At 40.4% G+C, this 24,006-nt stretch carries 16 protein-coding genes; 6 read left to right on the top strand and 10 right to left on the bottom strand.

Features of this window, described 5'->3' with window-relative positions:
• Positions 1 to 93 precede the first annotated feature (93 nt).
• Positions 94 to 2,112: a histidine kinase gene (locus NW213_RS07715; RefSeq protein ID WP_235339969.1), complete on the top strand. Its 2,019-nt coding sequence runs from the start codon at positions 94 to 96 to the stop codon at positions 2,110 to 2,112.
• A gap of 2 nt (positions 2,113 to 2,114) precedes the next feature.
• A complete protein-coding gene (locus NW213_RS07710) occupies positions 2,115 to 2,876 on the top strand; it encodes a LytTR family DNA-binding domain-containing protein (RefSeq protein ID WP_258322392.1) in 762 nt (253 codons plus the stop codon).
• 80 nt (positions 2,877 to 2,956) lie between these two features.
• Here the strand turns inward: NW213_RS07710 and nifJ are convergent, their stop codons facing one another.
• Both nifJ and NW213_RS07700 read right to left on the bottom strand, forming a co-directional pair.
• Positions 2,957 to 6,508 (bottom strand): pyruvate:ferredoxin (flavodoxin) oxidoreductase, encoded by a 3,552-nt coding sequence (nifJ, locus tag NW213_RS07705; RefSeq protein ID WP_154044846.1) that lies wholly within the window; start codon positions 6,506 to 6,508, stop codon positions 2,957 to 2,959.
• 48 nt (positions 6,509 to 6,556) lie between these two features.
• Entirely contained in the window at positions 6,557 to 7,735 is a 1,179-nt protein-coding gene (locus NW213_RS07700; RefSeq protein ID WP_258322391.1) for an ATP-binding protein, read from the bottom strand.
• Between the two features lie 114 nt (positions 7,736 to 7,849).
• Between NW213_RS07700 and NW213_RS07695 the strand changes: the two genes are divergently transcribed.
• Positions 7,850 to 9,028: a hypothetical protein gene (locus NW213_RS07695; RefSeq protein WP_258322390.1), complete on the top strand. Its 1,179-nt coding sequence runs from the start codon at positions 7,850 to 7,852 to the stop codon at positions 9,026 to 9,028.
• Here the strand turns inward: NW213_RS07695 and NW213_RS07690 are convergent.
• From NW213_RS07690 to NW213_RS07660, 7 genes are all read right to left on the bottom strand, one after another.
• Positions 8,991 to 10,475: a S41 family peptidase gene (locus tag NW213_RS07690; protein ID WP_258322389.1), complete on the bottom strand. Its 1,485-nt coding sequence runs from the start codon at positions 10,473 to 10,475 to the stop codon at positions 8,991 to 8,993. The genes NW213_RS07695 and NW213_RS07690 overlap by 38 nt on opposite strands.
• A 237-nt stretch (positions 10,476 to 10,712) precedes the next feature.
• On the bottom strand, positions 10,713 to 11,318 hold the full coding sequence (locus tag NW213_RS07685; RefSeq protein ID WP_258322388.1) for a hypothetical protein: 606 nt from the start codon (positions 11,316 to 11,318) through the stop codon (positions 10,713 to 10,715).
• Between the two features lie 60 nt (positions 11,319 to 11,378).
• Positions 11,379 to 13,109 carry an ABC transporter ATP-binding protein gene (locus NW213_RS07680; protein WP_204391183.1) on the bottom strand — a complete coding sequence of 577 codons (1,731 nt, stop codon included), beginning with the start codon at positions 13,107 to 13,109 and terminating at the stop codon, positions 11,379 to 11,381.
• A gap of 8 nt (positions 13,110 to 13,117) precedes the next feature.
• Positions 13,118 to 13,738, bottom strand: coding sequence for a class I SAM-dependent methyltransferase (locus NW213_RS07675; protein WP_204391181.1), 621 nt, complete (start codon positions 13,736 to 13,738; stop codon positions 13,118 to 13,120).
• Positions 13,739 to 13,745: 7 nt separating this feature from the next.
• Positions 13,746 to 15,548, bottom strand: a complete 1,803-nt coding sequence (locus NW213_RS07670) for an ABC transporter ATP-binding protein (RefSeq protein ID WP_258322387.1) — start codon at positions 15,546 to 15,548, stop codon at positions 13,746 to 13,748.
• Positions 15,549 to 15,558: 10 nt separating this feature from the next.
• Complete coding sequence (locus tag NW213_RS07665; protein ID WP_122120998.1) at positions 15,559 to 16,380, bottom strand: class I SAM-dependent methyltransferase; 822 nt, start codon at positions 16,378 to 16,380, stop codon at positions 15,559 to 15,561.
• Between the two features lie 130 nt (positions 16,381 to 16,510).
• Positions 16,511 to 17,122: a TetR/AcrR family transcriptional regulator gene (locus NW213_RS07660; protein ID WP_258322386.1), complete on the bottom strand. Its 612-nt coding sequence runs from the start codon at positions 17,120 to 17,122 to the stop codon at positions 16,511 to 16,513.
• Between the two features lie 222 nt (positions 17,123 to 17,344).
• Between NW213_RS07660 and NW213_RS07655 the strand changes: the two genes are divergently transcribed.
• The 3 genes from NW213_RS07655 to NW213_RS07645 all read left to right on the top strand — a co-directional run bounded on the left by NW213_RS07655 (position 17,345) and on the right by NW213_RS07645 (position 22,892).
• Positions 17,345 to 18,103 carry a response regulator gene (locus NW213_RS07655; RefSeq protein ID WP_258322385.1) on the top strand — a complete coding sequence of 253 codons (759 nt, stop codon included), beginning with the start codon at positions 17,345 to 17,347 and terminating at the stop codon, positions 18,101 to 18,103.
• A gap of 277 nt (positions 18,104 to 18,380) precedes the next feature.
• Positions 18,381 to 20,714, top strand: coding sequence for a glycoside hydrolase family 20 protein (locus NW213_RS07650; RefSeq protein WP_258322384.1), 2,334 nt, complete (start codon positions 18,381 to 18,383; stop codon positions 20,712 to 20,714).
• Between the two features lie 96 nt (positions 20,715 to 20,810).
• Positions 20,811 to 22,892 (top strand): family 20 glycosylhydrolase, encoded by a 2,082-nt coding sequence (locus NW213_RS07645; RefSeq protein WP_375338123.1) that lies wholly within the window; start codon positions 20,811 to 20,813, stop codon positions 22,890 to 22,892.
• Positions 22,893 to 22,978: 86 nt separating this feature from the next.
• Here the strand turns inward: NW213_RS07645 and NW213_RS07640 are convergent, their stop codons facing one another.
• Positions 22,979 to 23,920, bottom strand: coding sequence for a nitronate monooxygenase family protein (locus NW213_RS07640; RefSeq protein ID WP_258322383.1), 942 nt, complete (start codon positions 23,918 to 23,920; stop codon positions 22,979 to 22,981).
• Positions 23,921 to 24,006 lie beyond the last annotated feature (86 nt).

Below are 24,006 nucleotides of genomic sequence, written 5' to 3'. Positions count from 1 at the left end.
GAATTTGTTTACTTGTAAATATAAATAATCAATTATAACTTTTGTTTTCTAATATGTTTTTTTATATCTTTGTAAGTGAAATAAATATTAATTATGAGTAGGTTTTTTGCAATCATATTTTGTGTGGCAACTTCATTTTTATTGCATACAGCTTGTACTTCGGAAAAAGAAAGGGGAACAGATGTATATAATGACGATTTCATGTTTGAATGTGATACATTGTTAGGGGCTTATCCAGATATTGTAGTCAAGAAATTGGACAGTGCAATTGCTGTTTCCGGTTTTAATGAAAAGTATTATTCTCTGTTGCTGTTAAAATCGAAAGCTAAATTGTTCATGTCCGAATATGATTCTGTTAAAATATTATTGGATAGCATATCAGAGTATTTTGCAAAATATAGTGATGAGAAAAAAATGTATAAGATTCTGGCCAGCGTAAATAATATGCGCGGTAATTTATACGCCAGAAGATCTGTTATGGATTCTGCTGTAATTTATTTCGATAAAGCATACAAAAGTTCATCAAGACTGGGATTGTCGCATGATTTGGTTGATATTTCAATAAACTTGGCAGACTCTTACGTGCGTTGTGGTAAATTTGATTTAGGAGCATATTGGTATCGTAAGTCGCTATTGATTTCAGATTCCCTCCAGATTCCTGAAAATAATAGGTTTCCTTCATATTATGGACTTGCTCAGGTATATATGGATTTACGTGATTACAATCAGTGTGATTATTATTATGATAAGGCAGGAAAGTATTACGATATGATGTTGCCTTTCGAGAAGCACATATATTTGAATAATAGAGGAAATTCTTATTATTATCGTGGAGACTATGAAAAATCAATGGAATATTTCCGAAAGTCTTTGGCATTGGCAAACTCTTATCCTAGTATGGAGTTTGAGCGTAATTTCACCAAAGTCAATATGGGTGAAGTGTTTATGCTTATGAATCAGACAGATTCCGCTACACTATATCTAGAAGACTGTTATTCTTTTTTCAAGTCAATAAATCATGTGTCGGCTTTATACTATATAGAGACTCAGTTGATAGAATTGGCATTGAAAAAAGGGAAAGTGGATCAGGCAACCAAAATCATATCAGGCGCTGTACAACCTGATTTTATAGAACCTAATATGCTGCTTATACGTAATAAGTATCTCCAGCATTATTTTGAGAAGAAAGGAGATTATAAGAATGCTTATATATATCAGAGAAGCAATGCGCATATGGATGATTCTATCAGGAATGAAAGAATTAAAATGCGTTCTGCTGAAATTAGTTTGAAATACAAGCAGGATAGTACATTGATGAAGAAAGAGTTTTTCATTAGGGAAAAAGAAAGTCAGGTTACGATGTTGCATCAGTGGATTTACGTTCTTGTATTGGGCATACTTCTCATTGTTTCATTGTCTGGAATGTTCATAATATATAGAAAACGAAGAACAGACAAAAGAATCTGGAACATGCAAAAAGATATCAGTTCATTACGACTTGAAAATATAAGAAATAGAATTTCTCCTCATTTTATTTTTAATGTATTAAATAGGGAAGTAGTGAAATTTAACAATGAAGAGGATAAGAACAGTTTGGTAAATCTCTCAAAATTGATACGAAAAAATCTTGAATTGACTGGTAATCTATGTATAAGCCTGAATGATGAGCTCGATTTTGTGAAAACCTATATTTCATTACAGGAACAGGTTATGGGAAATGATTTTCATTATTATATAAATGTGGGAGATGACGTTGCTGTAAAAGATATTGAGATTCCTTCAATGTTAATTCAGATTCCGGTTGAGAACGCCTTGAAACATGCCTTGAAAACAAAGGAAGGCACTAAGAATTTATGGATAAAAGTAGAGAAGGATAATGATAAGATTAATATAAGCATAACCGATAACGGTGGTGGCTTTAGGCGTGACAGTAATAACCGTGGAACCGGTACAGGGCTTAAAGTTGTAACACAGAGTATTCAGTTGCTTAATATGTATAATAGGGAACCGATTACCATGAGAATTTTAAATGTACAATTAGAGAACTCAGAAACAGGTTGTGAAATCAGATATTCTCTGCCTATGGGTTACTCGTATAAAATCAGAAAATAATTATGTCTGCATTTTTTAAAGTAGCAATAATAGACGACGAACAAGAATCGGCAAGAGCTTTGGTGGAGCAATTGAAGGTTTACCCCAGATTCCATGTAGATGGTGTGGCTCACGATGCAACGTCTGGAATCAGTATGATAAAACGTGTTCAGCCGGACTTGCTTTTTCTGGATGTTGAGTTACCGGAAATGTATGGAATGGAACTTTTGGGAGAAGTCAGGAACGACATAAAATGGAACATGCGTGTCGTTTTCTATACAGCTCACGACAAATATATGATCAACGCATTGAGGAACAGTGCTTTTGATTTTCTATTAAAGCCGATTGACAGAAAAGAATTTGAGATAGTTATATCAAGATTTCTTGTAGATTATGAAACCAAACCAGCTCTTTTTGAAAGAGAAGATATTGTGAATGTACATAAAGACTCATCATTCATGGTATTGTTGCCAACAGGTGAAATGAGAATGATAAAGACGGCTGATGTAGGTTTCTTCAGATATGCTTCTGATAGAAAGATATGGGAGGCCGTACTTACCACAGGCGAGAATGTTGCTTTGAGAAGAAATGTTTCTGCAGAGTTCTTGTGTGCGTTTGACAATAAGTTTGTGCAAGTACATCAGTCATATATTGTGAACATGGATTTTCTGGTCATGATTCATGACAATAATTGTGTGTTATGTCCACCTTTTGAGGATTGCACCGAAGTGGTTGTTTCCAGAAAGTATAAAAAAGGTTTGATGGAACAATTCTGTATCTTTTGATTTATTATATATAAAAAAATAAGACGGCTGAAAACTTTTTTGGTATTCAGCCGTCCTTTTTATATTAATCTGTGACTAGATTATTTTTCTTCGCTCCAGTCCATTGCAGCCATACGCTTGTAAGAAGCATAGCGTTTCTTAGCCATGTCTTCGCAAGCAGCGAACAAGTCAGCGGCTTCAGTAGGATACTGTTTCATTACAGAAGCGAAACGAACTTCGCCCTTCAAGTAATCCTGGAATCCTTCCCAGTTTGGTTCTTTAGAGTCAAGTGAGAATGGGTTCTTACCTTCTTCTTCCAATGCTGGGTTGAAGCGCCACAAGTGCCAGTAACCACATTCTACAGCCTTAGCCTCTTCAGCCTGAGATTTACCCATACCAGCTTTCAAACCGTGGTTGATACATGGAGCATAAGCGATAACTAATGATGGACCTGGATAAGCTTCAGCTTCGCGGATAGCCTTCAATGTCTGAGCCTGGTCAGCACCCATTGCAATCTGTGCAACGTAAACATATCCGTAAGTTGTAGCTATCATACCAAGGTCTTTCTTGCGTACTCTCTTACCAGATGCAGCGAATTTAGCGATAGCACCAAGAGGAGTAGCCTTAGATGACTGACCACCAGTGTTAGAGTAAACTTCTGTATCAAGTACAAGGATGTTTACATCTTCACCAGAAGCGATAACGTGGTCAAGACCACCGTAACCTATATCGTAAGAAGCACCGTCACCACCGATAATCCACTGTGAGCGTTTTACCAGGTAGTCTTTGAATTCAGCGATAGTAGCGCAGTAAGAGCACTTGTCTTTTGCAGCTTCTACCATAGGGATGATCTTTTCAGCAGCAGCTTTGCTCTTGTCAGCATCGTTGCGGCCGTCAATCCATTCCTGGAATGCTTCTTTATATTCAGCTGGAGTACCTTCAGCAGCGATAGCAGCCTTCATTGCTTCTTCCAGACGGTTGCGGAGTTTCTTGTTAGCCAATTCCATACCAAGACCGAATTCGCAGAAGTCTTCGAACAATGAGTTAGCCCATGCTGGACCCTGACCCTTTTCGTTTGTTGTATATGGAGTTGAAGGAACTGAACCAGAGTAGATAGAAGAACATCCTGTTGCGTTAGCTACCATTTCACGGTCACCGAACAACTGAGAAATCAATTTAACGTATGGAGTTTCACCACAACCTGAGCAAGCTCCAGAGAACTCGAACAATGGAGTAGCGAACTGAGAGTTCTTAACGTTAGCCTTGATGTCAACCAAGTGCTGTTTGCTCTTAACGTTTTCAGCGCAGTAAGTCCAGTTAGCAGCTTCAGCAAGCTGAGTTTCAAGAGGTTTCATAGTAAGAGCCTTACCACCCTTCTTAGGATTACCCGGACATACGTCAGCACAGTTACCGCAACCCAAGCAGTCCATTACGTCAACCTGCATACGGAATGTCATACCGTCGAACTGCTTACCTACAGCCTTCAATGTAGTGAAGTTAGCACCAGCCTGTTCGTTAGCGTCAAGAACGAATGGACGGATAGCAGCGTGAGGACAAACGTAAGCACACTTGTTACACTGGATACAGTTTTCAGCATTCCATTCTGGAACGAAAGCAGCTACACCACGTTTTTCGTATTTAGCTGTTCCCTGATGCCAAGTACCGTCTTCGATACCCTTGAATGCAGAAACTGGAAGCAAGTCACCATCCTGAGCGTTGATAGGACGAACAACTTCGTTGATGAATGCTGGATCGTTGTTAGCGGCAGCACCTTCAACTTCGAGGCTAGCCCATGCTGGATCTACAGTAAGCTGTTTGTATTCACCACCACGGTCAACAGCAGCATAGTTCTTGTTTACAACGTCTTCACCCTTCTTACCGTATGACTTAACGATGAATTTCTTCATCTGTTCTACAGCAAGTTCTACAGGGATAACGCCTGTGATACGGAAGAATGCAGACTGAAGGATTGTGTTAGTACGGTTACCAAGACCGATTTCCTGAGCAATCTTAGTTGCATTGATGTAGTAAACAGTGATATTATTTTCTGCGAAATATTTCTTAACCTTGTTAGGCAAGTTCTTAGCAAGTTCTTCACCTTCCCAGATAGTGTTAAGAAGGAAAGTACCGTTCTTACGCAAACCGCGAGTTACATCGTACATGTGCAAGTAAGCCTGTACGTGGCAAGCTACGAAGTTAGGAGTAGTTACCAAGTATGTAGAGCGGATTGGGTGGTCACCGAAACGCAAGTGAGAGCAAGTGAAACCACCAGACTTCTTAGAGTCGTAAGAGAAGTATGCCTGGCAATATTTGTTAGTGTTGTCACCGATAATCTTAACTGAGTTCTTGTTAGCACCTACAGTACCGTCAGCACCAAGTCCGTAGAATTTAGCTTCGAACATACCTTCACCGCCAAGAGCGATTTCTTCTTTCTTAGGAAGAGAAGTGAATGTAACGTCGTCAACTATACCGATTGTGAAATGGTCTTTTGGAGTAGGCAAAGCCAAGTTTTCGTAAACAGAAAGAATCTGAGCAGGAGTTGTATCCTTAGAACCAAGACCGTAGCGTCCGCCAACGATAACAGGAGCATTTTCCTGTCCGTAGAAGCAGTCTTTAACGTCAAGGTAAAGAGGTTCACCGTTAGCTCCAGGTTCTTTTGTACGGTCAAGAACTGCGATACGTTTAGCAGTCTTAGGTACAGCAGCCAAGAAGTGTTTAGCTGAGAACGGACGATACAAGTGTACAGAAACCAAACCAACTTTTTCGCCGTTAGCCATCAAGTGGTCGATAGCTTCGCGAGCAGCTTCTGTTACAGAACCCATAGCGATGATTACGCGTTCAGCGTCTTCAGCACCATAGTAGTTGAACAAGCCGTAGTTACGTCCTGTAATCTTGCTGATTTCGTTCATATATTCTTCTACGATAGCAGGAACTGCGTCATAGAATGGGTTGCATGATTCTCTGTGCTGGAAGAAGTGGTCTGGGTTTTCAGCCATACCGCGTGCAACTGGCTTATTAGGGCTTAGTGCACGTTCACGGAATTCAGCCAAAGCTTTCTGGTCGATAAGTGGAGCGAGGTCTTCGTTTTCCAACATTTCGATTTTCTGTATTTCGTGTGAAGTACGGAAACCATCGAAGAAGTTCAAGAATGGAACGCGTGATTTGATAGTTGACAAGTGAGCAACACCGGCCAAATCCATAACTTCCTGTACAGAACCTTCGCAAAGCATAGCGAAACCAGTCTGACGGCAAGACATAACGTCCTGATGGTCACCGAAGATACACAATGCGTGAGAAGCAAGTGTACGAGCTGATACGTGGAATACACATGGAAGGAATTCACCTGCAATCTTATACATGTTAGGGATCATAAGAAGAAGACCCTGAGATGCAGTGTAAGTAGTAGTCAAGGCACCAGCCTGAAGAGATCCGTGTACAGCACCTGCTGCACCGCCTTCTGACTGCATTTCCTGAACAAGAACTGTTTCGCCGAAGATGTTTTTACGTCCTGCGGCAGCCCATTCATCTACATATTCAGCCATTGTAGAAGATGGAGTGATAGGGTAGATAGCTGCTACTTCTGAGAACATATACGAGATATGTGCTGCAGCCTGGTTACCATCACAAGTGATGAATTTTTTTTGTTTAGTCATACAATTACTAAATTATAATAATTAGTTAATAAGAACTTGTATTCTCGTTTAATATAAGAATCCGAACATCCATAACGGAATCTGGTTACCATGTCCCAGTTCCAATTTGTGCATTGCGTAATATACGTTCGGGTTAGTTTTGAACTTACTTCCTTCGGCGCATATTCTGAAATGCAGGTCGTTGTCAACAAGGAAAGATGTTCCCTTGTCTCCCTTGTTTATCTTGTGATCTTTCCACAGAGAGTTAACAAAGAATGTTTCCAATACATCTTGCTCTTCCACTTTCACCGGATAAATGCTATACATCAGACTGGTGTTGTGCATCATGATTTTTGCAGGTTTCTTCGGGAATGATTCTCCTTTAGGGTAAACCATGTTTATCAGTCTTGCATCAGCCAGATATTTGATATAGTTCATTACCGTTGCGCGTGAAGTCTGTATCTCTTCTGCCAGTTGGCTTACGTTGGGTGCTCCCGGTCCGTCAACCGCCAGTAAATATAGTAATTTTTTTATTTTCGAGAGATATTTCAGCTCAATTTGTTTTATTAATAATATATCCACTTCCACCATCATGTTCATTGTTTTCAGCAGATTTTCTGAGAAATTCCTTTTTTCAAGGAAGAACGGATAGAATCCATGATGTATATAATCCTGCAGATATTGTGTAGGATTGACATGCGGAAGTATGGTTTTTGCTATATGCTCGTGGTTGTTCAGTATTTCCTCCAAAGTATATTTGGAGAAATTGTTGCCAGTCTGTAGATTTAGGAATTCACGGAATGAAAATCCTCTGAGGTTATACGATTTCACTATACCGTTAAGTTCTGGATTTTCTTCCTTAAGTCTCATTACCGACGAACCCGTAAATACGATTTTCAAGTTCGGAAACTTTTCATAACATGTACGCAAGGCGACACTCCAATCGGGCAATTTGAATACCTGGTCTATGAGAAGTACTTTTCCACCACGCTTTATGAAATCGGCTGCAAAGTCAACCAGACTGGTCTGCGAGAAGTAAAAGTTATTCATGTTTACATAAAGGCAAGAACGGTCCAAACCAAACTTTTCTTTTGCATATTGCAGAAGGAAAGTAGTTTTTCCTACTCCTCTAGTACCTTTGATACCAATCAAGCGTGCGCACCAGTCTATTTCGTCCATAAGATCTCTGCGTACGGGAGCATTGGTATGCTCAACCAAATAAGAATGTGTTCTATAAAAAGCCTCCATGAATATATTCTTTACTTTGGTGCAAATATACGAATAGTTCATAATATTGCAAACTAGACATAGCAAAAATTATTTTTTAGTATATCTTTGTAGATAAATTTCTGTGAAGATACGATGGAAAAGCAGTTGTACATATTCAATCCTTGGCACGACATGGCCTTGGCTAATTTCACTCCATATTTTAAAGTATCATCGGAAATACTTCGCATGAGTTGCGATTTGTGTTTCCTTCCCGTTTGGTATGCTCCTGATGATGCATATATTAGAATTTACGATACCGATACGGCTGAAACATTTATTTCCCAAGTATCTGAGTTCGGAAGATTTGAGAAGTCAAGATTTGTTGAAAATGGTTTTGCATGCGATATTGTGCCTTGGGGATGGAGTCCTTCTTTAGTGCATACGCTTGTTAAAGACGGGGTTGACAGCTGTTTTTTGCCAACTCATGAGACGCTGGATAAAATACGTTTCCTGTCAGGCAGGCAGAGGTGTGTAGATGTATTGTCAGAACTTTCCGTTGTTGAATCTACATGTGGAAAGGCCTTTTGCTGTTACAGCATGGAAGATGTGAAAAACTATCTTCAGATATACGGCAAACTTATACTTAAATCTCCATGGTCGGGTAGTGGTAGAGGTCTTTGTCGTGTATCTCCAGATGTATGGAGTAAAAATATTGAAGGGTGGATTTCACGTATTCTTCGCACCCAAGGATGTGTGATGGCAGAACCTATATATAATAAGGTGTGCGATTTTGCAATGGAATTCTATTCTTCTCCCGAGGGTAGTGTGTCTTTTGCCGGCTATTCATTGTTTGAGACTGATGTGTTTGGCAATTATAAGCAGAATTTATTATTGTCTGATGATGAGATAGAAACACGTTTGTTTTCTTACAATATTCCGTTTGACACACTGCGTGAAGTGCGCAGGCGACTGATTGATATCTTCAATAATATGATAGCAGGGGCTTATACCGGTTATTTTGGAGTGGATATGATGTTGTGTTTTCAAGATGAAGAGATGTTGTTGCATCCATGTATAGAAATAAATATGAGGATGAATATGGGTGTCGTGTCACGCATCATTTATGACAGATACCTATCTTCATCCTCACATGGCTATTTTGTTACAGAACATTATAATTCAGATGGTGAAGCTCTGCAGTCTCATCGGAAAATGTTGTCCGAGCAACCTTTGGTTCTCGATTCCGATGGTCGTATCAAAAGCGGATATCTCACTCTTACTCCTGTTCTGTCTTCTACTCGATATCAGGCATACGTGATTGTGAAGGAATGATGATTCTTCTTCCGAAGTTTGCCTTTTTAGGAGTTTCTATTGCCTTCAGATCAGCAGTATGTGTTTCTTGCGTTCTTGATGCCGGATATACTTTTCCGGCTTTTTCAAGTGCTACTCTTAGCATAGCTTCGTTTTCGTCACCAAGTTGATATGTTTCCAAAGGGTTGTCTTCTGCTTTTACATTAGGTGTAAGTCCGTTTGGCATACAAGGTGTTTCGTCTTTTACATTTTTATATATGCTAACCATAACATAAATACCCCAGTCTTTTATAACCTGTGGAACTTTATCGTATGCGTCTTCTGCGGCAAGCATCCATCCAGTGCAATATTTACCGTGCGATTGTTCACCTATAAGTTCAATATCCATATATGGCATTAATCCTGACAGAAGAGCTTCCGAAGCTGACGCACTGTTGCCTGTTATGATACCATAGATTTTTTCCAGACCGATGTTTGCATCTTTTGTGCTTACATTCAAGTCCATATCTTCATAATTATATTCTGTTTGGAATCTTGTGATGGTAGAAATACCTTCCTGTTCATAGTACTTTGTAAAGAATTCATTATAATCTTCTTTTTCGAAAACATCTTTATTTGTTACATTAACCTGTGGGGCGAACATTGATGCCAAAACATTTTCGGTAATTACATATCCTCCTCCATTATATCTGAGGTCCAGAATTAGTTCTTTTATACCCTCGTTCTTGAATTCCTTGCATATGTTTATAAGTTTAGGGATGGATTTCAAGTCAAAGCTGCTGTATGCCAGATATCCCACTTTCTTACCATCTAAATTATATACTGAGTCGCACAAAATGGGGTTTTCGTACGTCTTTACCGCTTCCAATGACAATTCGGTAGTTGGTGTTATAGTATTGCCAACCAGTTTTGCCATTGAAAGTTTTATTTGAGAAGAGTAAAACAGATCAAGGTAATTTTCTGTAGTAAGTGTTTTACCATCTATTTTATATATCAAATCTCCTCTTTTAATTCCTGCTTTTTCAGCAGGACTGTTTTCCGATACAAATGCTACAGCAGCTATAACTTTGTTGGAATTTTCACTCAACAAATAAACTTTGGGAGTATATCCGTATGTAGTAGTAACCCCTTCTACACTGCTTGTAAACTCGTCCATGTTGTCAGTCAGCATAGTCCATTTGTCAATCTCATTAGTTCCGTCGTGATATCGTATTTTTTCTACAGTTGCTATTGGGTCACTATTCTTTTCCGGATCAAGCTGGTTAAGATCTTTTGAAATCTCCTCGTTCCAGTAATAATATATTTCCAATGCTTCTCTTGCGAATCTGTTTGCATACCTGGTTTCTTCTGTGATTTTTGATTTATCACCCGAATTGTCACTGTTTCCTTCTTCTTTTGTACATCCTGTGATAACATATCCTGAAATTATTAAGCAGGACAATGTGAGTTTAAGTCTGTTTAAGTCCATAGTTTCTCTTTTTTAAGATTATTAGTTTACTTAGATTACAAATCTAAATAAAAAACTGTTTTTTGTGCAATTTATACAGTAAAAAAACTGTTTTTTTTCTAGTATTCCAAATCTATTTTTAAACGTGCGCACATTTAACTTAAAACGTACGTTCATTCGATTTAAAACGTGCGCACGTTTAAGGTAAAACATGCGCACGTTTTTTAGGGGATATAAAATCGAATAGAAATCCAATTTTTATTCAAAATCACTTTGTTGTTTCTCAACCTCTTTAAGTCTTAATCGGCTAAGTTCTTGCTGAAGTTTTTTTATCTCTTCTTCGCAATTGCTCTTTCCTTCGGAAATAGATTTATTTATCATTTTATTACCTTCCTGTAATAAAGAAAGTTCATTCTTGTCTGCAATAATCCTATGTTTTGAATCAATTGTTTTGATTATAAGTTCGGCAGATAATGGAGTGTGAATACCTTCGAACACTACAGAAGCCTTTATCTTTATCTTACCGGCATTAGTATTGGCACGAACCAATACAGGAGCAGTTCCCCATTGTACCTGACGCGGGTTAGTGAAAGTGGCATTGTCTGCAACAAGTTCACCGTTGCCTTCAATATCGAACTTAATGTGGTAATTGTTCAGGCGCTTGATGTTGCCTTTGTCATCAGCTACAGCTGCAACAACTGTAACCAAATCAGAACCGTTTGCTTCTAAATTCATATTTTCATTGTCTGCCCATAAGATGAGTTTAGAAGGACGACGTGTAGGCATCACTTTATGAGTGGCTACAACCTTACCATCTATCAGACCTTCTGCAAGCAGATAAGAGTTATTATGTTTATCCAACATATAAGATGGACTGAAAAGGAAGTATTAAAACATTAATTCCATTTTCAGTCCATTTTACAATTACAGTTTCCAGCCGGAAATGCTTTCTTGAATATTCCATAAATGAGCGTACAGCCCTTCATTTCGGACAAGGTCATCATGTGTGCCTTCTTCCTTTATCCGTCCGTTGTCCAAGACAATAATCTGGTCGGCATCCTTGATAGTTTTAAGCCTGTGGGCAATGGCGATAACGGTACGTCCCTTGATTAAAGAATCGATTGCTTTCTGTACTTCCACTTCATTTTCGGGGTCAAGTGAGGCGGTCGCTTCATCAAGCAGGATGATTTGTGCGTCTTTCAGCATGGCACGGGCTATGGATATGCGTTGCTTTTCTCCGCCCGAAAGGGTACACCCTCCTTCGCCTACCAAGGTGTCATATCCTTTGGGCAACCGCATGATGAAATCATGGCAACAGGCTTTTTTAGCTGCGGCTATAATTTCTTCTTCCGTCGCGTCAGTTTTACCAAAGCGGATATTATTGCGTATGGTGTCCTGAAACAGATAGACATCCTGAAATACCATAGAGATGTGGCTCATCAGACTTTCTGGATTTATCTCATTCATCGGAACACCATTGAAAAAGATACATCCTTTCTGTGGGTCGTAGAAACGGGCGCAAAGCTTCATCACCGTACTTTTCCCGCTTCCCGAAGGTCCGACAAGAGCCGTCAAGGAGTTTTTCGGGAGCGTAATGTTTATATCATGCAACACTTCCTTGTCTTGATAGGCAAACGATACGTGTTCAAACCGGATGTCGCCTGCTGCCGGGGATTGCCGTTCTCCTTTCATCTCCGGCTCGTTCATCAAGGAAAGGATGCGTCCACCGGCAATGGAAAAATAGCGGAACTCGGTAAAGTTTGTCAGTGCGGAAGTCAGCGGGTCGAACACACGAGAACCGACTACAAGGAATAGCACGAATACAAGGATTGAAAGTTGCCCTCCCAACAGAAGGTAAGTTCCACATAGCACCATCATTGTCAGCCCGGCACGTACTAAAGTGATGCTCAACAAGACGAATGGGCCTAACAAGGCCTCCTGACGGATGCAAGCACGGCGAAGTTCCGCAAAAGCATCGCGCAACCTAACAAAGCGGTCACCTATCAGATTGTACGCTTTCATTACACGAATACCCTGTAAGTATTCTTCCAACCGATTTCCAGCATTTATTTTTGCTTGAATTTGCCTGCCGCTTAACTTCCGCTGTGCCTTTGTGCTTGCCCACAGGACGAGCAAGGCAAGCGGCAAGGCGGCAAACATACTGACCGCCATCCTCCAATCTATCCATACAAGCGAAGCAAAAGCCAGTACGGGCATGACTATGGCACCCATAAGTTGGGGCAGGTGGTGCGAAATTCCGGTTTCTGCCATCATGAAGTCCGTAACAAGCATAGACGACAAATCACCCGGATCACGTTTCGACAAAAAGCCCAACGATAGTTTCCGCAAGTGCTCCGCCAGCGACAAACGCCCGGAAGCACTCATTTCGTATGCTCCTCTAAAATTGGCTCGGTAGGATGCCCGTTCTGCCAAAGCCATGACCAGCATATAAACAGCCATAATGCCGAATATCCACCACAGGCGGGTCGTGTCAAGCGGCTGTCCGCTCCCGTCAAATGCACTGAAAATGATACGTATCGCTTCTATAGAAAGACAAAACGGTACTATATTCACTAAGTTGGCAAGCATGGTGTAACCCACCGGCTTGTAAAGTCTTTCCGTGTGACCTATTGTAATATTCTTTATTGCATTCATATCTTATTTTATTTATATGCTATAATATGTATTTCTTCCTTTTTACGGATTGTTCTGATGGATGAAAATCCGGCTTCATGCAACCGCTCTTCCAATTCTGCCGGAGTATAGACAACCATACCGTCTATCCGTTCCGTCCACATTTCTCCAAGTTCGGGGTCGCTCGCTTCCAGACTAATAAGGAAACAACCTCCTTCTCGGAGAACACGCGCCACTTCAGACAACGCAATGTTTACAGGCGACCAAAAATAGACCGTTTCAAAAGCCGTGATAGCATTAAAGAATCCATCCTCATAAGGTAATGAACAAACATTCCCTTGTTGTATGAAACATCTTTTATTCAAGTCTTTTTCGTTATACTTTTGGGCGAATGAAACACTTTCTTCTGACAGGTCTATGCCATAGATATTTCCTTTTGGACATAAATTCAATAAACGTTTCAAATTCGCACCACCGCCACAGCCTATATCAAGAACATTCCAATTCGGCTGCCATTCCACTTGCTTCATGCCACGATTAGCTAAAGATGCATGAAAACAATTCATTCCTCGCAAAATCATCCGTCCCCAAAATCCTTGCGGACAACTTGTGTTTTGCAAGACCTTGTTTAAGAAATTCTTCTTTCTCATATTGCTTTTAGTTTTTGTTCAACGTCCAATGGTATGCGCTCGTATAGGCATCCCACATGTTTTTATATACACCCTCCGTCACAGACAATTGTTCATGCCTTCCGCATTGCACAATGCTTCCTTCTTTCATGACGACAATCTGATGCGCAGAAATAATGGAAGAAAGGCGATGGGCAATCACAATGACCGTTTTATCCTTTATCAGTGACTGCAAAGCCATCTGCATTTTATGCTCGTTTTCAGGGTCAGCGAAAGCAGTCGCTTCGTCCAACACCAGTATCGGAGCATTCTTCAATATGGCACGAGCCACACATATCCGTTGGGCTTCACCGCCGGACAGGAATACACCTTTATCGCCTATCCTTGTTTCGTAGCCTTGCGGCAAACGCTCTATGAAATCGTGGCATTGGGCAGCTTTCGCAGCGGCTATCACCTTTTCTTTTGTAGCATCTGGAGAACCTACGGCAATGTTCTCATATAATGTGTCGTAAAAAAGGAAAGTGTCTTGAAATACAAATGAAACCATGTCCATCAGTTTTGCCGTATCTATCTGACGAATGTCAATACCTCCTATACAAATTTCCCCTTGCTCCACATCCCAGAACCGGGGTATTAGGTTGGCAACCGTTGATTTTCCGCTTCCTGAAGGACCGACAAGGGCGGTTATCTTTCCTTGTGGAGCTTTGAAGCTGACATCACGCAAGGCTTCCGTTCGTGTTCCCTGTTCCGTGTTTTCGTAGAAGAATGACACATGGCGAAATTCCACATCGTAAGCGGCAGGCACTTGCGGATGTACCGGCTCCGGCACAGGTTTCTTTTCAAGTATGCGGTCGATACGGTTTACACCTTCATCGATGTCGCGCGTATTACCTCCCAAGAATGTCAGTTTATAAACGGGGGAAGCCATACCCGGTCCCATGATAATGAAGAACAGCCACACCACAGCCAATGAGAGTGATTGCGGACTGGCTTGCAACAGCAGAATACCCATAGGAAGAATAAACGTAACCATCGAATTAAGCAAGACGGTAAATGCTATCATACCGTTCTGATATGTGTCACAACATTTCAAGGCGAATGTCTTGTATGCCTGAATTTCGGTATTGAACTGGCGGAACGAACGGACGCTCTGCCCGAAAATCTTGACTACGGGCATTCCCCGTACATACTGCACGGCGGACGCGCTCATCTTTTCCTGCGCATCGTAATAGATGGCCATGAACTCCCTTGCCCTTTTTCCCATGAAATTGGAAAATTGCAGGAATAAGCTAAGCACCACAACGGCCAGGCACACGACTGTCAGCCACACATCCAGCGAGAAAAAGATGACCAGCATTACCACTACCGTTGCCATTACATTGACCAAATCCGGAATGGTATGGGCGATGAAGCCCTCTATTTTCTCGATATTCTGGTCCATTGTTTTCTTGATGGCTCCCGTAGAGGTATTGTTCAAATATCCCAAAGGCAGTTTGCCGATATGTTCAGACAGACGGACACGCAACCCATACAAGATACGGAATGCAGCCACATGTGAGGACATCAGGGCGGCATAGAGCAATATCAATCCGCCAACAAGCCCTCCAAATGCAATCCATCCCCAACGCATCATGTCCGTTCCGTCCAAAGCGGAAAGATTGGAGCCATTCGACAGCAACTCTTTCAAAATTTCATAAACTGCCCAATAAGGCACAAGCATACACACCGCGCTGCCAGCCGACAGCAGACCTGCTAATATAAGCAGACCTTTCCTTTGTCCCGCTATCTCGAACAGACGGGACAAACCTTTTTTCTTTTTTGACTTTTCCATTGTTATTACGCTATTTTGATGTGATTTTATATCCGAGCAATGAACTGAATTTGTAGCAGAGCCAAGGGATGCGCCCCAATATCTGCCCGAAGAAGAATCCCCAGCGTGAACGGAAGAACTTCATATAGTTAGCCTGTTCAATGAGCTTTAAAGACGGTTCCCATTGTTCCACCACATACCCGTTGCTTATGCCGGAACGGATTTGAGCCTCGTGTTTGCGGAGCGAATCGGGCTTCACACCATGTCGGCTCATTATCGTGCCGCACACGTCAAACCACAATTCACCTCCCCCGAAACGGTTTGCCACGTGATGCAGGAAGGATTTTACTTGCTTCTCGTAGAAGTACATCAGTACCCCCTCCACGATGAAGATAAATTCTGCTTCGGGGTGCTTCCGGCGCAGGTCATCCATCCAGTCGGTCTCCAACAAAGACGCTTCAATATAGACATTGTCCGGCTGTTCGGGTATCAATTCCCGGCGTAGAGCAATGACCTCAGGCAAATCCAAATCATAAAAGACTGCTTTCTGACTTCCGATACGCTGGAAACGGGTATCCAGTCCACATCCCACATTGACCACGACCGGATGCGAATGTGCTTTAATAAATCGGCGCACAGCGCAGTCAAAATACCATCCACGCACCACGCATCCCACTTCGCTCAACTTTGCCCCGTCGAACTGGGAATAATCGTATTCCAAACTGTCCGCCAGCCATTCCGCAGCCTTGTCATATAGAATGGGATTATTCCGGCGACTTTCTTTGGCTCTCATGTATAGCGGAATAAGCAATGTTTCCGCTACAATACTCTTAAACTCGTATTTCTGTCTCATATTTTTGGAGTGTTTAATAGTGAACGATATTCAGAATTGTTCATAAAAAAAGGAGGAAACCTCCGTGAAGATTTCCTCCTTACCAACCGTTCTGATGCGGTTGAATGTTCGTATGTACGTTGTCTGTATCTCATATCTTGATAATAGCCCTCCAACCTTGGATTTCAAACAGAATATAATCGTGCAAAATAGCCTCCATCTCTTGCCGGGGTACGGAATGCATCAATAGCTCCTCGAACATCGTGAACATCCATACCGTATGCAAATGAATGATAAAATCGGACACAGCCGTATTGATTTCGGGATGTTTCCGCTGCATGGACGCGAACCACGCCTTAACCAATTCCGTGGAACGGTCGGTATAATTCTCACGGAAGCGTTCCAATGAAGAACCTTGCGCACGGAACAACAGTATTTCCATTAGCGAACGGTGTTTGTCTATAAGCGAAACATATTCATCAATGCAGGATTTCAGGTATTTTTCCGACCGCATCATCATAATATCTTCGCCCCGTATGCCGTGGTGTTCTTGCAGCATGGCTTCCAAAGCGCACAAAACAGGACGGACCACTTCACGGAATAATTCATCTTTGCTTGTGAAGTAGTTATAGATATTCCCGACACCAACCCCAGCTAACTCCGCTATTTCGCGCATGGAAGTTTTGGAATAGCCTTTCTTCTCGAATTGCTGCCTGGCAATCGTCAATATCCGACCCCGTATGTCCTCTTTCAGCACTTGCATTTATAATGAACAATGTTTCTGATTTTGTTTCTGCAAATGTACGGGGCTTAAATTTATCCGGCAATACCTATTTTTAGGGATTTTACAATATCCAATATATACTTTGGACTTTATTTTATGTAAGCGTAAATAAGAAGTAGAATAGTGTAAAATATAAAAAAGGACATCATAATTTTCGTCCAAAAACTTGATAGCCAAATACCTTCATTCTTTTGAAGGTGTTTGGCTAACTTTTTACTATGTTCCTCCAAAAGTTTTTTCTCTGCCTTGATGTTGAATGGTAAGTTTAAAACCATACTTACAGCTTCTAATGGTGTTGAGGCTTTAAATGTTATATCACGAAATATGCCTAGTATAATAGTCAGCGATGTCATGATGCCTGAAATGGATGGATATGAATTATGTAGTAGGATAAAGAAAAACAAAGATATGTGCCATATACCGGTAATTTTACTTACTGCAAGGGATGATGAACATAGTAAGAAAAGAGGATATGAAGTTGGTGCTGATACATATATTTCCAAACCTTTCGATATCGAGACTCTGTTAGAAGTGATTAAGGGGTTGCTTAGAAACAGAAAACAGACAAAACAGTTTTATATGAATTTTTCTGCAGTTCCTGAAATGGAAAACAAGAACTTGGGCAATGCCGATGAAATATTTATAAAGAAACTTAATGAGGTTATAAAAGAGAATATCAGTAATCCGGATCTTGATATAAACCTAATAAGCGCATCTATAGGAATGAGCAGAACCTCTTTCTATAATAAATTGAAATCAGTGACAGATGTAAGTGGTAGTGAGTATATAAATAGAATTAGGCTGGAATATGCAATGAATCTTATAAAATCAACAGACCTTAGTTTTACCGAAATATCTGAGATGTCCGGATTTACTTCTTCTAAGTATTTCAGTACAATATTCAAACAGTATATTGGTATGACGCCTACTCAATTCAGGAGTAAAGAGAGAGAGGCATAGTGGTAATGTGTTTCAGAATATAATGATTTGAGCAAAATGTAATCATTAGATGATAATGAGTATGCTGTTTAATTTAATAAACGGCAGGGCATTGTAATGTTAAGTTTTGGAGAGTTCATATATTGAAAATTTCTTAAAATAATTTTTGATTAAAATCGTATTTTATAAAATACGTTCTAAAATATGGACTTTCAGGAAGTTTTTACTACTTTTATTTCGATTACGCAATTTATCTATATTCTGAAAGACATTTTTTACCAACTTAAATATAATCAACATGAAATCAATCATTAAAACCAGTTTACTGGGATTGACGTTTGCTGGTGTGATATTCTCATCTTGCACGTCCGGAGAAACAGCAAAAGCTGACTATCAAGTAGTACCAATGCCTCTGGAAATTTCTGCTGTTCAGCAGTCTCCTTTTTTACTTAAGAATGGTGTCAGTATTTATTATACCGCCGGAAATGAGAAGATGAAGCGGAATGCGGAGTTCTTGGCTTCATATATCAGGGAACAGACAGGTATAGAACTTAAAACTCAGGAAGGTGAGGGAAAGAGTGGAGGAATATCTCTTCAACTTGGCTTGGATAATGCAAATCCTGAAGCTTATCAGTTGAAAGTTACAGGAGATAATGTCGTGATAAGTGCACCGACAGAGGCCGGTGTATTCTATGGAATACAGACTTTGCGTAAATCAGTTTCTGTAAATAAAGCATCTGCAATAGAACTTCCTGCCGTTGACATTGTAGATAAACCAAGATTCAGTTATCGTGGAATGATGCTGGATGTTGGTCGCCATTTCTTTACGATGGATGAAATAAAGACTTATATTGATATTCTGGCACTTCATAATATCAACCGTTTCCACTGGCATTTGTCCGAAGATCAGGGATGGCGTATAGAAATAAAGAAATATCCAAAACTTACTGAGGTTGGTGCCTACCGTAAAGAAACTGTTATTGGACGTAATTCAGGTAAATATGATGGAAAACCATACGGAGGTTTCTATACTCAGGAACAGGCAAAGGAGATTGTGGACTATGCAGCAAAGAGATATATCACTGTAATTCCTGAAATAGATCTTCCAGGTCATATGCTTGGAGCGTTGGCTGCATATCCTGAACTGGGATGTACTGGAGGACCGTACGAAGTGTGGACACAATGGGGAGTTTCGGACAATGTTCTTTGTGCCGGAAATGACAAGACTATAGAGTTTATAAAGGATGTATTGGCTGAAATCATTGAGATATTCCCTTCTGAATATATACATGTAGGTGGTGATGAATGTCCTAAGATACAGTGGGCGAAATGTCCTAAATGTCAGGCAAGAATTAAGGCTTTAGGACTGAAGACAGATAAAAAGCATACAAAAGAAGAGCGCTTGCAGAGTTATGTCATACATGAAGCTGAAGAATTCTTGAATTCAAAAGGCCGTCAGATGATTGGTTGGGACGAAACTCTTGAAGGTGGTCTAGCTCCTAACGCTACAGTAATGTCATGGCGCGGCGAAGGTGGTGGTATTGAAGCTGCCAAACAGAAACATAATGTTATCATGACTCCTAATACATATTTGTATTTTGACTATTATCAGTCTAAAGATACAGACACTGAGCCTTTGGCTATAGGTGGATACCTTCCGATGGAGCGTGTTTACAGCTATGAACCTATGCCTTCTTCACTTACTCCTGAGGAACAGAAATATATCATTGGAGTACAGGCTAATCTTTGGACAGAATATATTCCTGTTTTCAGTCAGGCCGAATATATGGTACTTCCTCGTATGGCTGCACTTTGCGAGTCTCAATGGTGTGCTCCTGAAAAGAAGAATTATGATGAGTTCCTTAAGAGACTTGTGAGACTTGTTGATATTTATGAACTTAATGGATGGAATTATGCAAAGCATATATTCGATGTGATGCTGACTCTTACTCCTGATATGGAAAGTGGTACGCTTGATGCATCAGTACGTACATTGGATAATGCTCCTGTTTATTATACTTTGGATGGAACTGAGCCTACAGAGCAGTCTCAGCTTTACACGGATGTGGTGAAAATAAACAAGCCTTGTGTATTGAGAACAGTTGCTATACGTCCTAACGGAAAATCTCATGTCACTACAGATACTATTACTTTCAGCAAATCATCAATGAAGCCTATAACAATGCTTCAGCCTATTAACAAGCAGTATAAGTTCACAGGTGAAACTTTATTGGTTGATGGTATGACCGGCAATATGAATTATAAGACAGGCCGTTGGCTGGGATTTTATAAGAACGATTTGGAAGCTGTAATTGATTTGAAGGATGTTACGGAAATATCCTCATTAAGGATACGTACACTCGTTGAAAAAGGTGACTGGATTTTTGATACAAGAGGTATTACTGTCTCTGTTTCGGATGACAACAAGACTTTCAAGGAGGTGTATTCAGAATCTTATCCTGCAATGAAGGAAACTGATGCGAATAAGATTTATGTTCATCATCTCAAATTCTCTCCTGTCAAGACCCGTTACGTCAAGGTTAAGGCATTGGCAGAACACAGCATACCTTCATGGCATGGTGGAAAGGGAAATCCTGGTTTTTTGTTTGTAGATGAACTTACAATAGAATAACATTATTCATTTTATTATGGGGTAAAGAGTGGTAGGTTGTTATGTAGCATTCTTTACCTCATTTTTTTGATTAGAAAAATACCTAAACTAACTTATATGAATCTAAAGAAAAAAATCTCATTTATTTGTTTCTCAGCTTTGGCAGTGCTTATGTTGATGAATCAGATGTCATGTGCGGAGAAAGTCGTTGAAGGGAAGTTGTCGGTAACTCCGGTTCCTTCTGAAGTAAAATGGCATAATGGAGTATTCAAGCTTAATTCTTCTACTATATTTACAGTTGATGCTCCGGAGATTGACAAGAGTAATCTTACTTCTTATCTTCTTGCTTCACCTTTGAATATAAAATCATCTGATATAGAAGATGGTGATAATCGTATTGTATTGAAAGTAGTTCCATCGCTGGATGGCATGACTTCTTCCGAAGGTTATAGACTTTCAGTCGATAGAAAAGGAGTGAAAATTGAAGCTTTGTCCGGAGCCGGATTGTTCTATGGTGTTCAGACACTATTGCAAATGGCAGCTGAGTCTTCGGATATCCCTTTTATAGAAATAAAGGATGAGCCACGTTTTCAGTATAGAGGCATGATGCTTGATGTCTCACGTCACTTCTATGGTAAAGAGTTTGTAAAGAAGCAGATTGATCTTCTTGCATACTACAAAATAAACCGTCTTCATCTGCATCTCACGGATGCTGCAGGCTGGAGACTTGAAATAAAGAAATACCCACGTCTTACAGAGTTTGCTGCATGGCGTCCACAGGCTGTATGGAAAGAGTGGTGGAACGGTGACAGAAAATATTGTGAACAATCAGACCCTAGAGCACATGGAGGATTTTATACTCAGGATGAAATGCGTGAACTTGTGGAATATGCGGCTCAGAAGTATATTATTATTATTCCGGAGATAGAGATGCCAGCACATTCGGAAGAAGTTCTTACTGCATATCCTGAACTGTCGTGCACACATGTTCCATACAAGCAGGCTGATTTCTGTGTAGGTAATGAGAAAGTTTTCGAGTTTCTGGAAAATGTACTTCTCGAAGTGATGGAAATATTCCCTTCCGAGTATATCCATATTGGTGGTGATGAGGCAGGAAAAGCGTCCTGGAAAACATGTAAGCTATGTCAGGCCCGTATGAAAAAGGAAGGGCTGAAGGATGTGAATGAACTTCAGAGTTATATGATACATCGTATGGAGAAATTTTTGAACAGTCATGGACGTAACCTTTTGGGATGGGATGAAATTCTTGAAGGAGGACTTGCTCCGAATGCAACGGTAATGTCATGGAGAGGAACAGAGGGTGGACTAAAAGCTGTTAAGGCTGGTCAGAAAACAATTATGTCCCCCGGGCAATATTGCTATCTTGACGGTTATCAGGATGCACCGTATTCACAGCCTGAAGCTATTGGTGGATATCTTCCGTTGAGTAAGGTTTATAGCTATAACCCTGTGCCTGATTCTCTTTCAGCTTCTGAAAAAGAACTTATATATGGTGTTCAGGCCAATCTATGGACAGAGTATGTGCCTACTGAAGAACATGTGGAATATATGCTTTATCCGCGAATGATAGCTTTGGCGGAAGTTGCATGGTCCAAACGGGAAAATCGTTCTTGGGATGATTTCCATACACGTGCCTTGAAGATAGTTGATGAACTCAAACAGAAAGGTTATAATCCATTCGACCTGAAAAATGAGATAGGTAACCGTAAAGAGGCTCAGGCTCCTGTAGAACATCTTGCTTTAGGTAAGAAAGTAAAATATAATGCTCCATATTGGAATAACTATCCTGCGAATGGGGAGGCGACTCTTACTGACGGTCTTCGTGGAGGCTGGAATTATAATGACCGGTTATGGCAAGGATTTGTAACAAAGAATAGGGTAGATGTTGTGATTGATTTGGAAAAAGAGACAGAGATACATTCGGTAGCGGCAGACTTTATGCAGATTTGCGGTCCGGAAGTGTTTATGCCTGCCAAGGTTATAATTTCTGTGTCCTCAGACGGTGAGAACTTTACCGTATTGTCTGAAATTGATCATGAAGTTGTGAGAGACGATGAGGTTTCTTTCAAGAACTTCGGCTGGACAGGAACAGCTAATGGCAGATATGTACGTTATCAGGCATTGGCTAGCGATAAGTTTGGTGGGGTACTGTTTACCGATGAAATAGTAGTTAGATAAAGTTTTTTGTTATGTGGCTTTCTGTCTGCAGGTGAGTAGTTCTGCTTTTTTATACTCTACTTACTTGCAAACAGAAAGTCATTTCTTTATATTAATGAAAGATACTTTATGCCTTCATTGTATTCATTTATCATACTCTGTATAACTTCTTCAGCAGAAGGAATGTCGTTTATCAGACACGACACCTGGCCAATTTCAAGTTCACCTGCTGATAAATCACCCTCGAATATACCTTTCATGGCTCTTCCTTTGCCTAAAATTTCTGACAGTTCTTCGGCCGAGGCTCCACGGTTCTCTGCAGCTTCTATTTTACGGTAGAAATCGTTTTTTATCAATCGTGTAGGTACAAGTTTTTTCAAGGCCAGCATAGTATCTCCCTCATTCAGTTCTGTGCACAATTTTTTGAAACTCTCATTAGCCGAACTTTCTTTTGTTATGGCAAACCGTGTTCCTACTTGTACGCCTTCTGCACCTAAAGCGAATGCGGCGAGCATGGCTTCTCCAGTTGCGATACCTCCAGCCGCTATCAAAGGAATGTCCAAGTGTTTTCTGATTTGAGGTATCAGAACCATTGTTGTGGTTTCTTCCTTTCCGTTATGTCCTCCTGCCTCGAAACCTTCTGCCACTACGGCATCTACTCCAGCTTCCTGACATTTAAGTGCAAACCGGGTGCTTGCCACTACGTGAGCGACTTTAATTTTGTTTTCGTGCAGTATGCCAGTCCAAGTTTTCGGGTTTCCGGCAGAAGTGAAAACTATCGGGACTTTTTCTTCTATCACAACCTTTATCAGCTCTTCCGAATATTTTGAAATCAATGGAATGTTTACTCCGAAAGGCTTATCGGTTGCAGCCTTGCATTTCTGGATATGCTCTCTCAAAACTTTAGGATACATTGAGCCTGCACCTATAAGTCCAAGTCCTCCTGCATTGCTTACTGCCGATGCAAGTTCCCATCCACTGCACCAAACCATACCTCCTGAAATGATAGGATATTTTATGCCGAAAAGTTCTGTGATTCTGTTGTTCATTTTAGTTAGAATTTCTTATATATGTTAGTTCTTTATGATGTTCTTTTTCGGTAATTTTACAGAATGTAAATATATGAATTTATATA

Source organism: Bacteroides sp. ET336 (genome assembly GCF_024733815.1).
In the GTDB taxonomy this organism is placed as follows: domain Bacteria; phylum Bacteroidota; class Bacteroidia; order Bacteroidales; family Bacteroidaceae; genus Phocaeicola; species Phocaeicola cellulolyticus.
The sequence above is the reverse complement of the archived record's forward strand: the minus strand, read 5'-3'. Positions and strand labels throughout refer to the sequence as shown.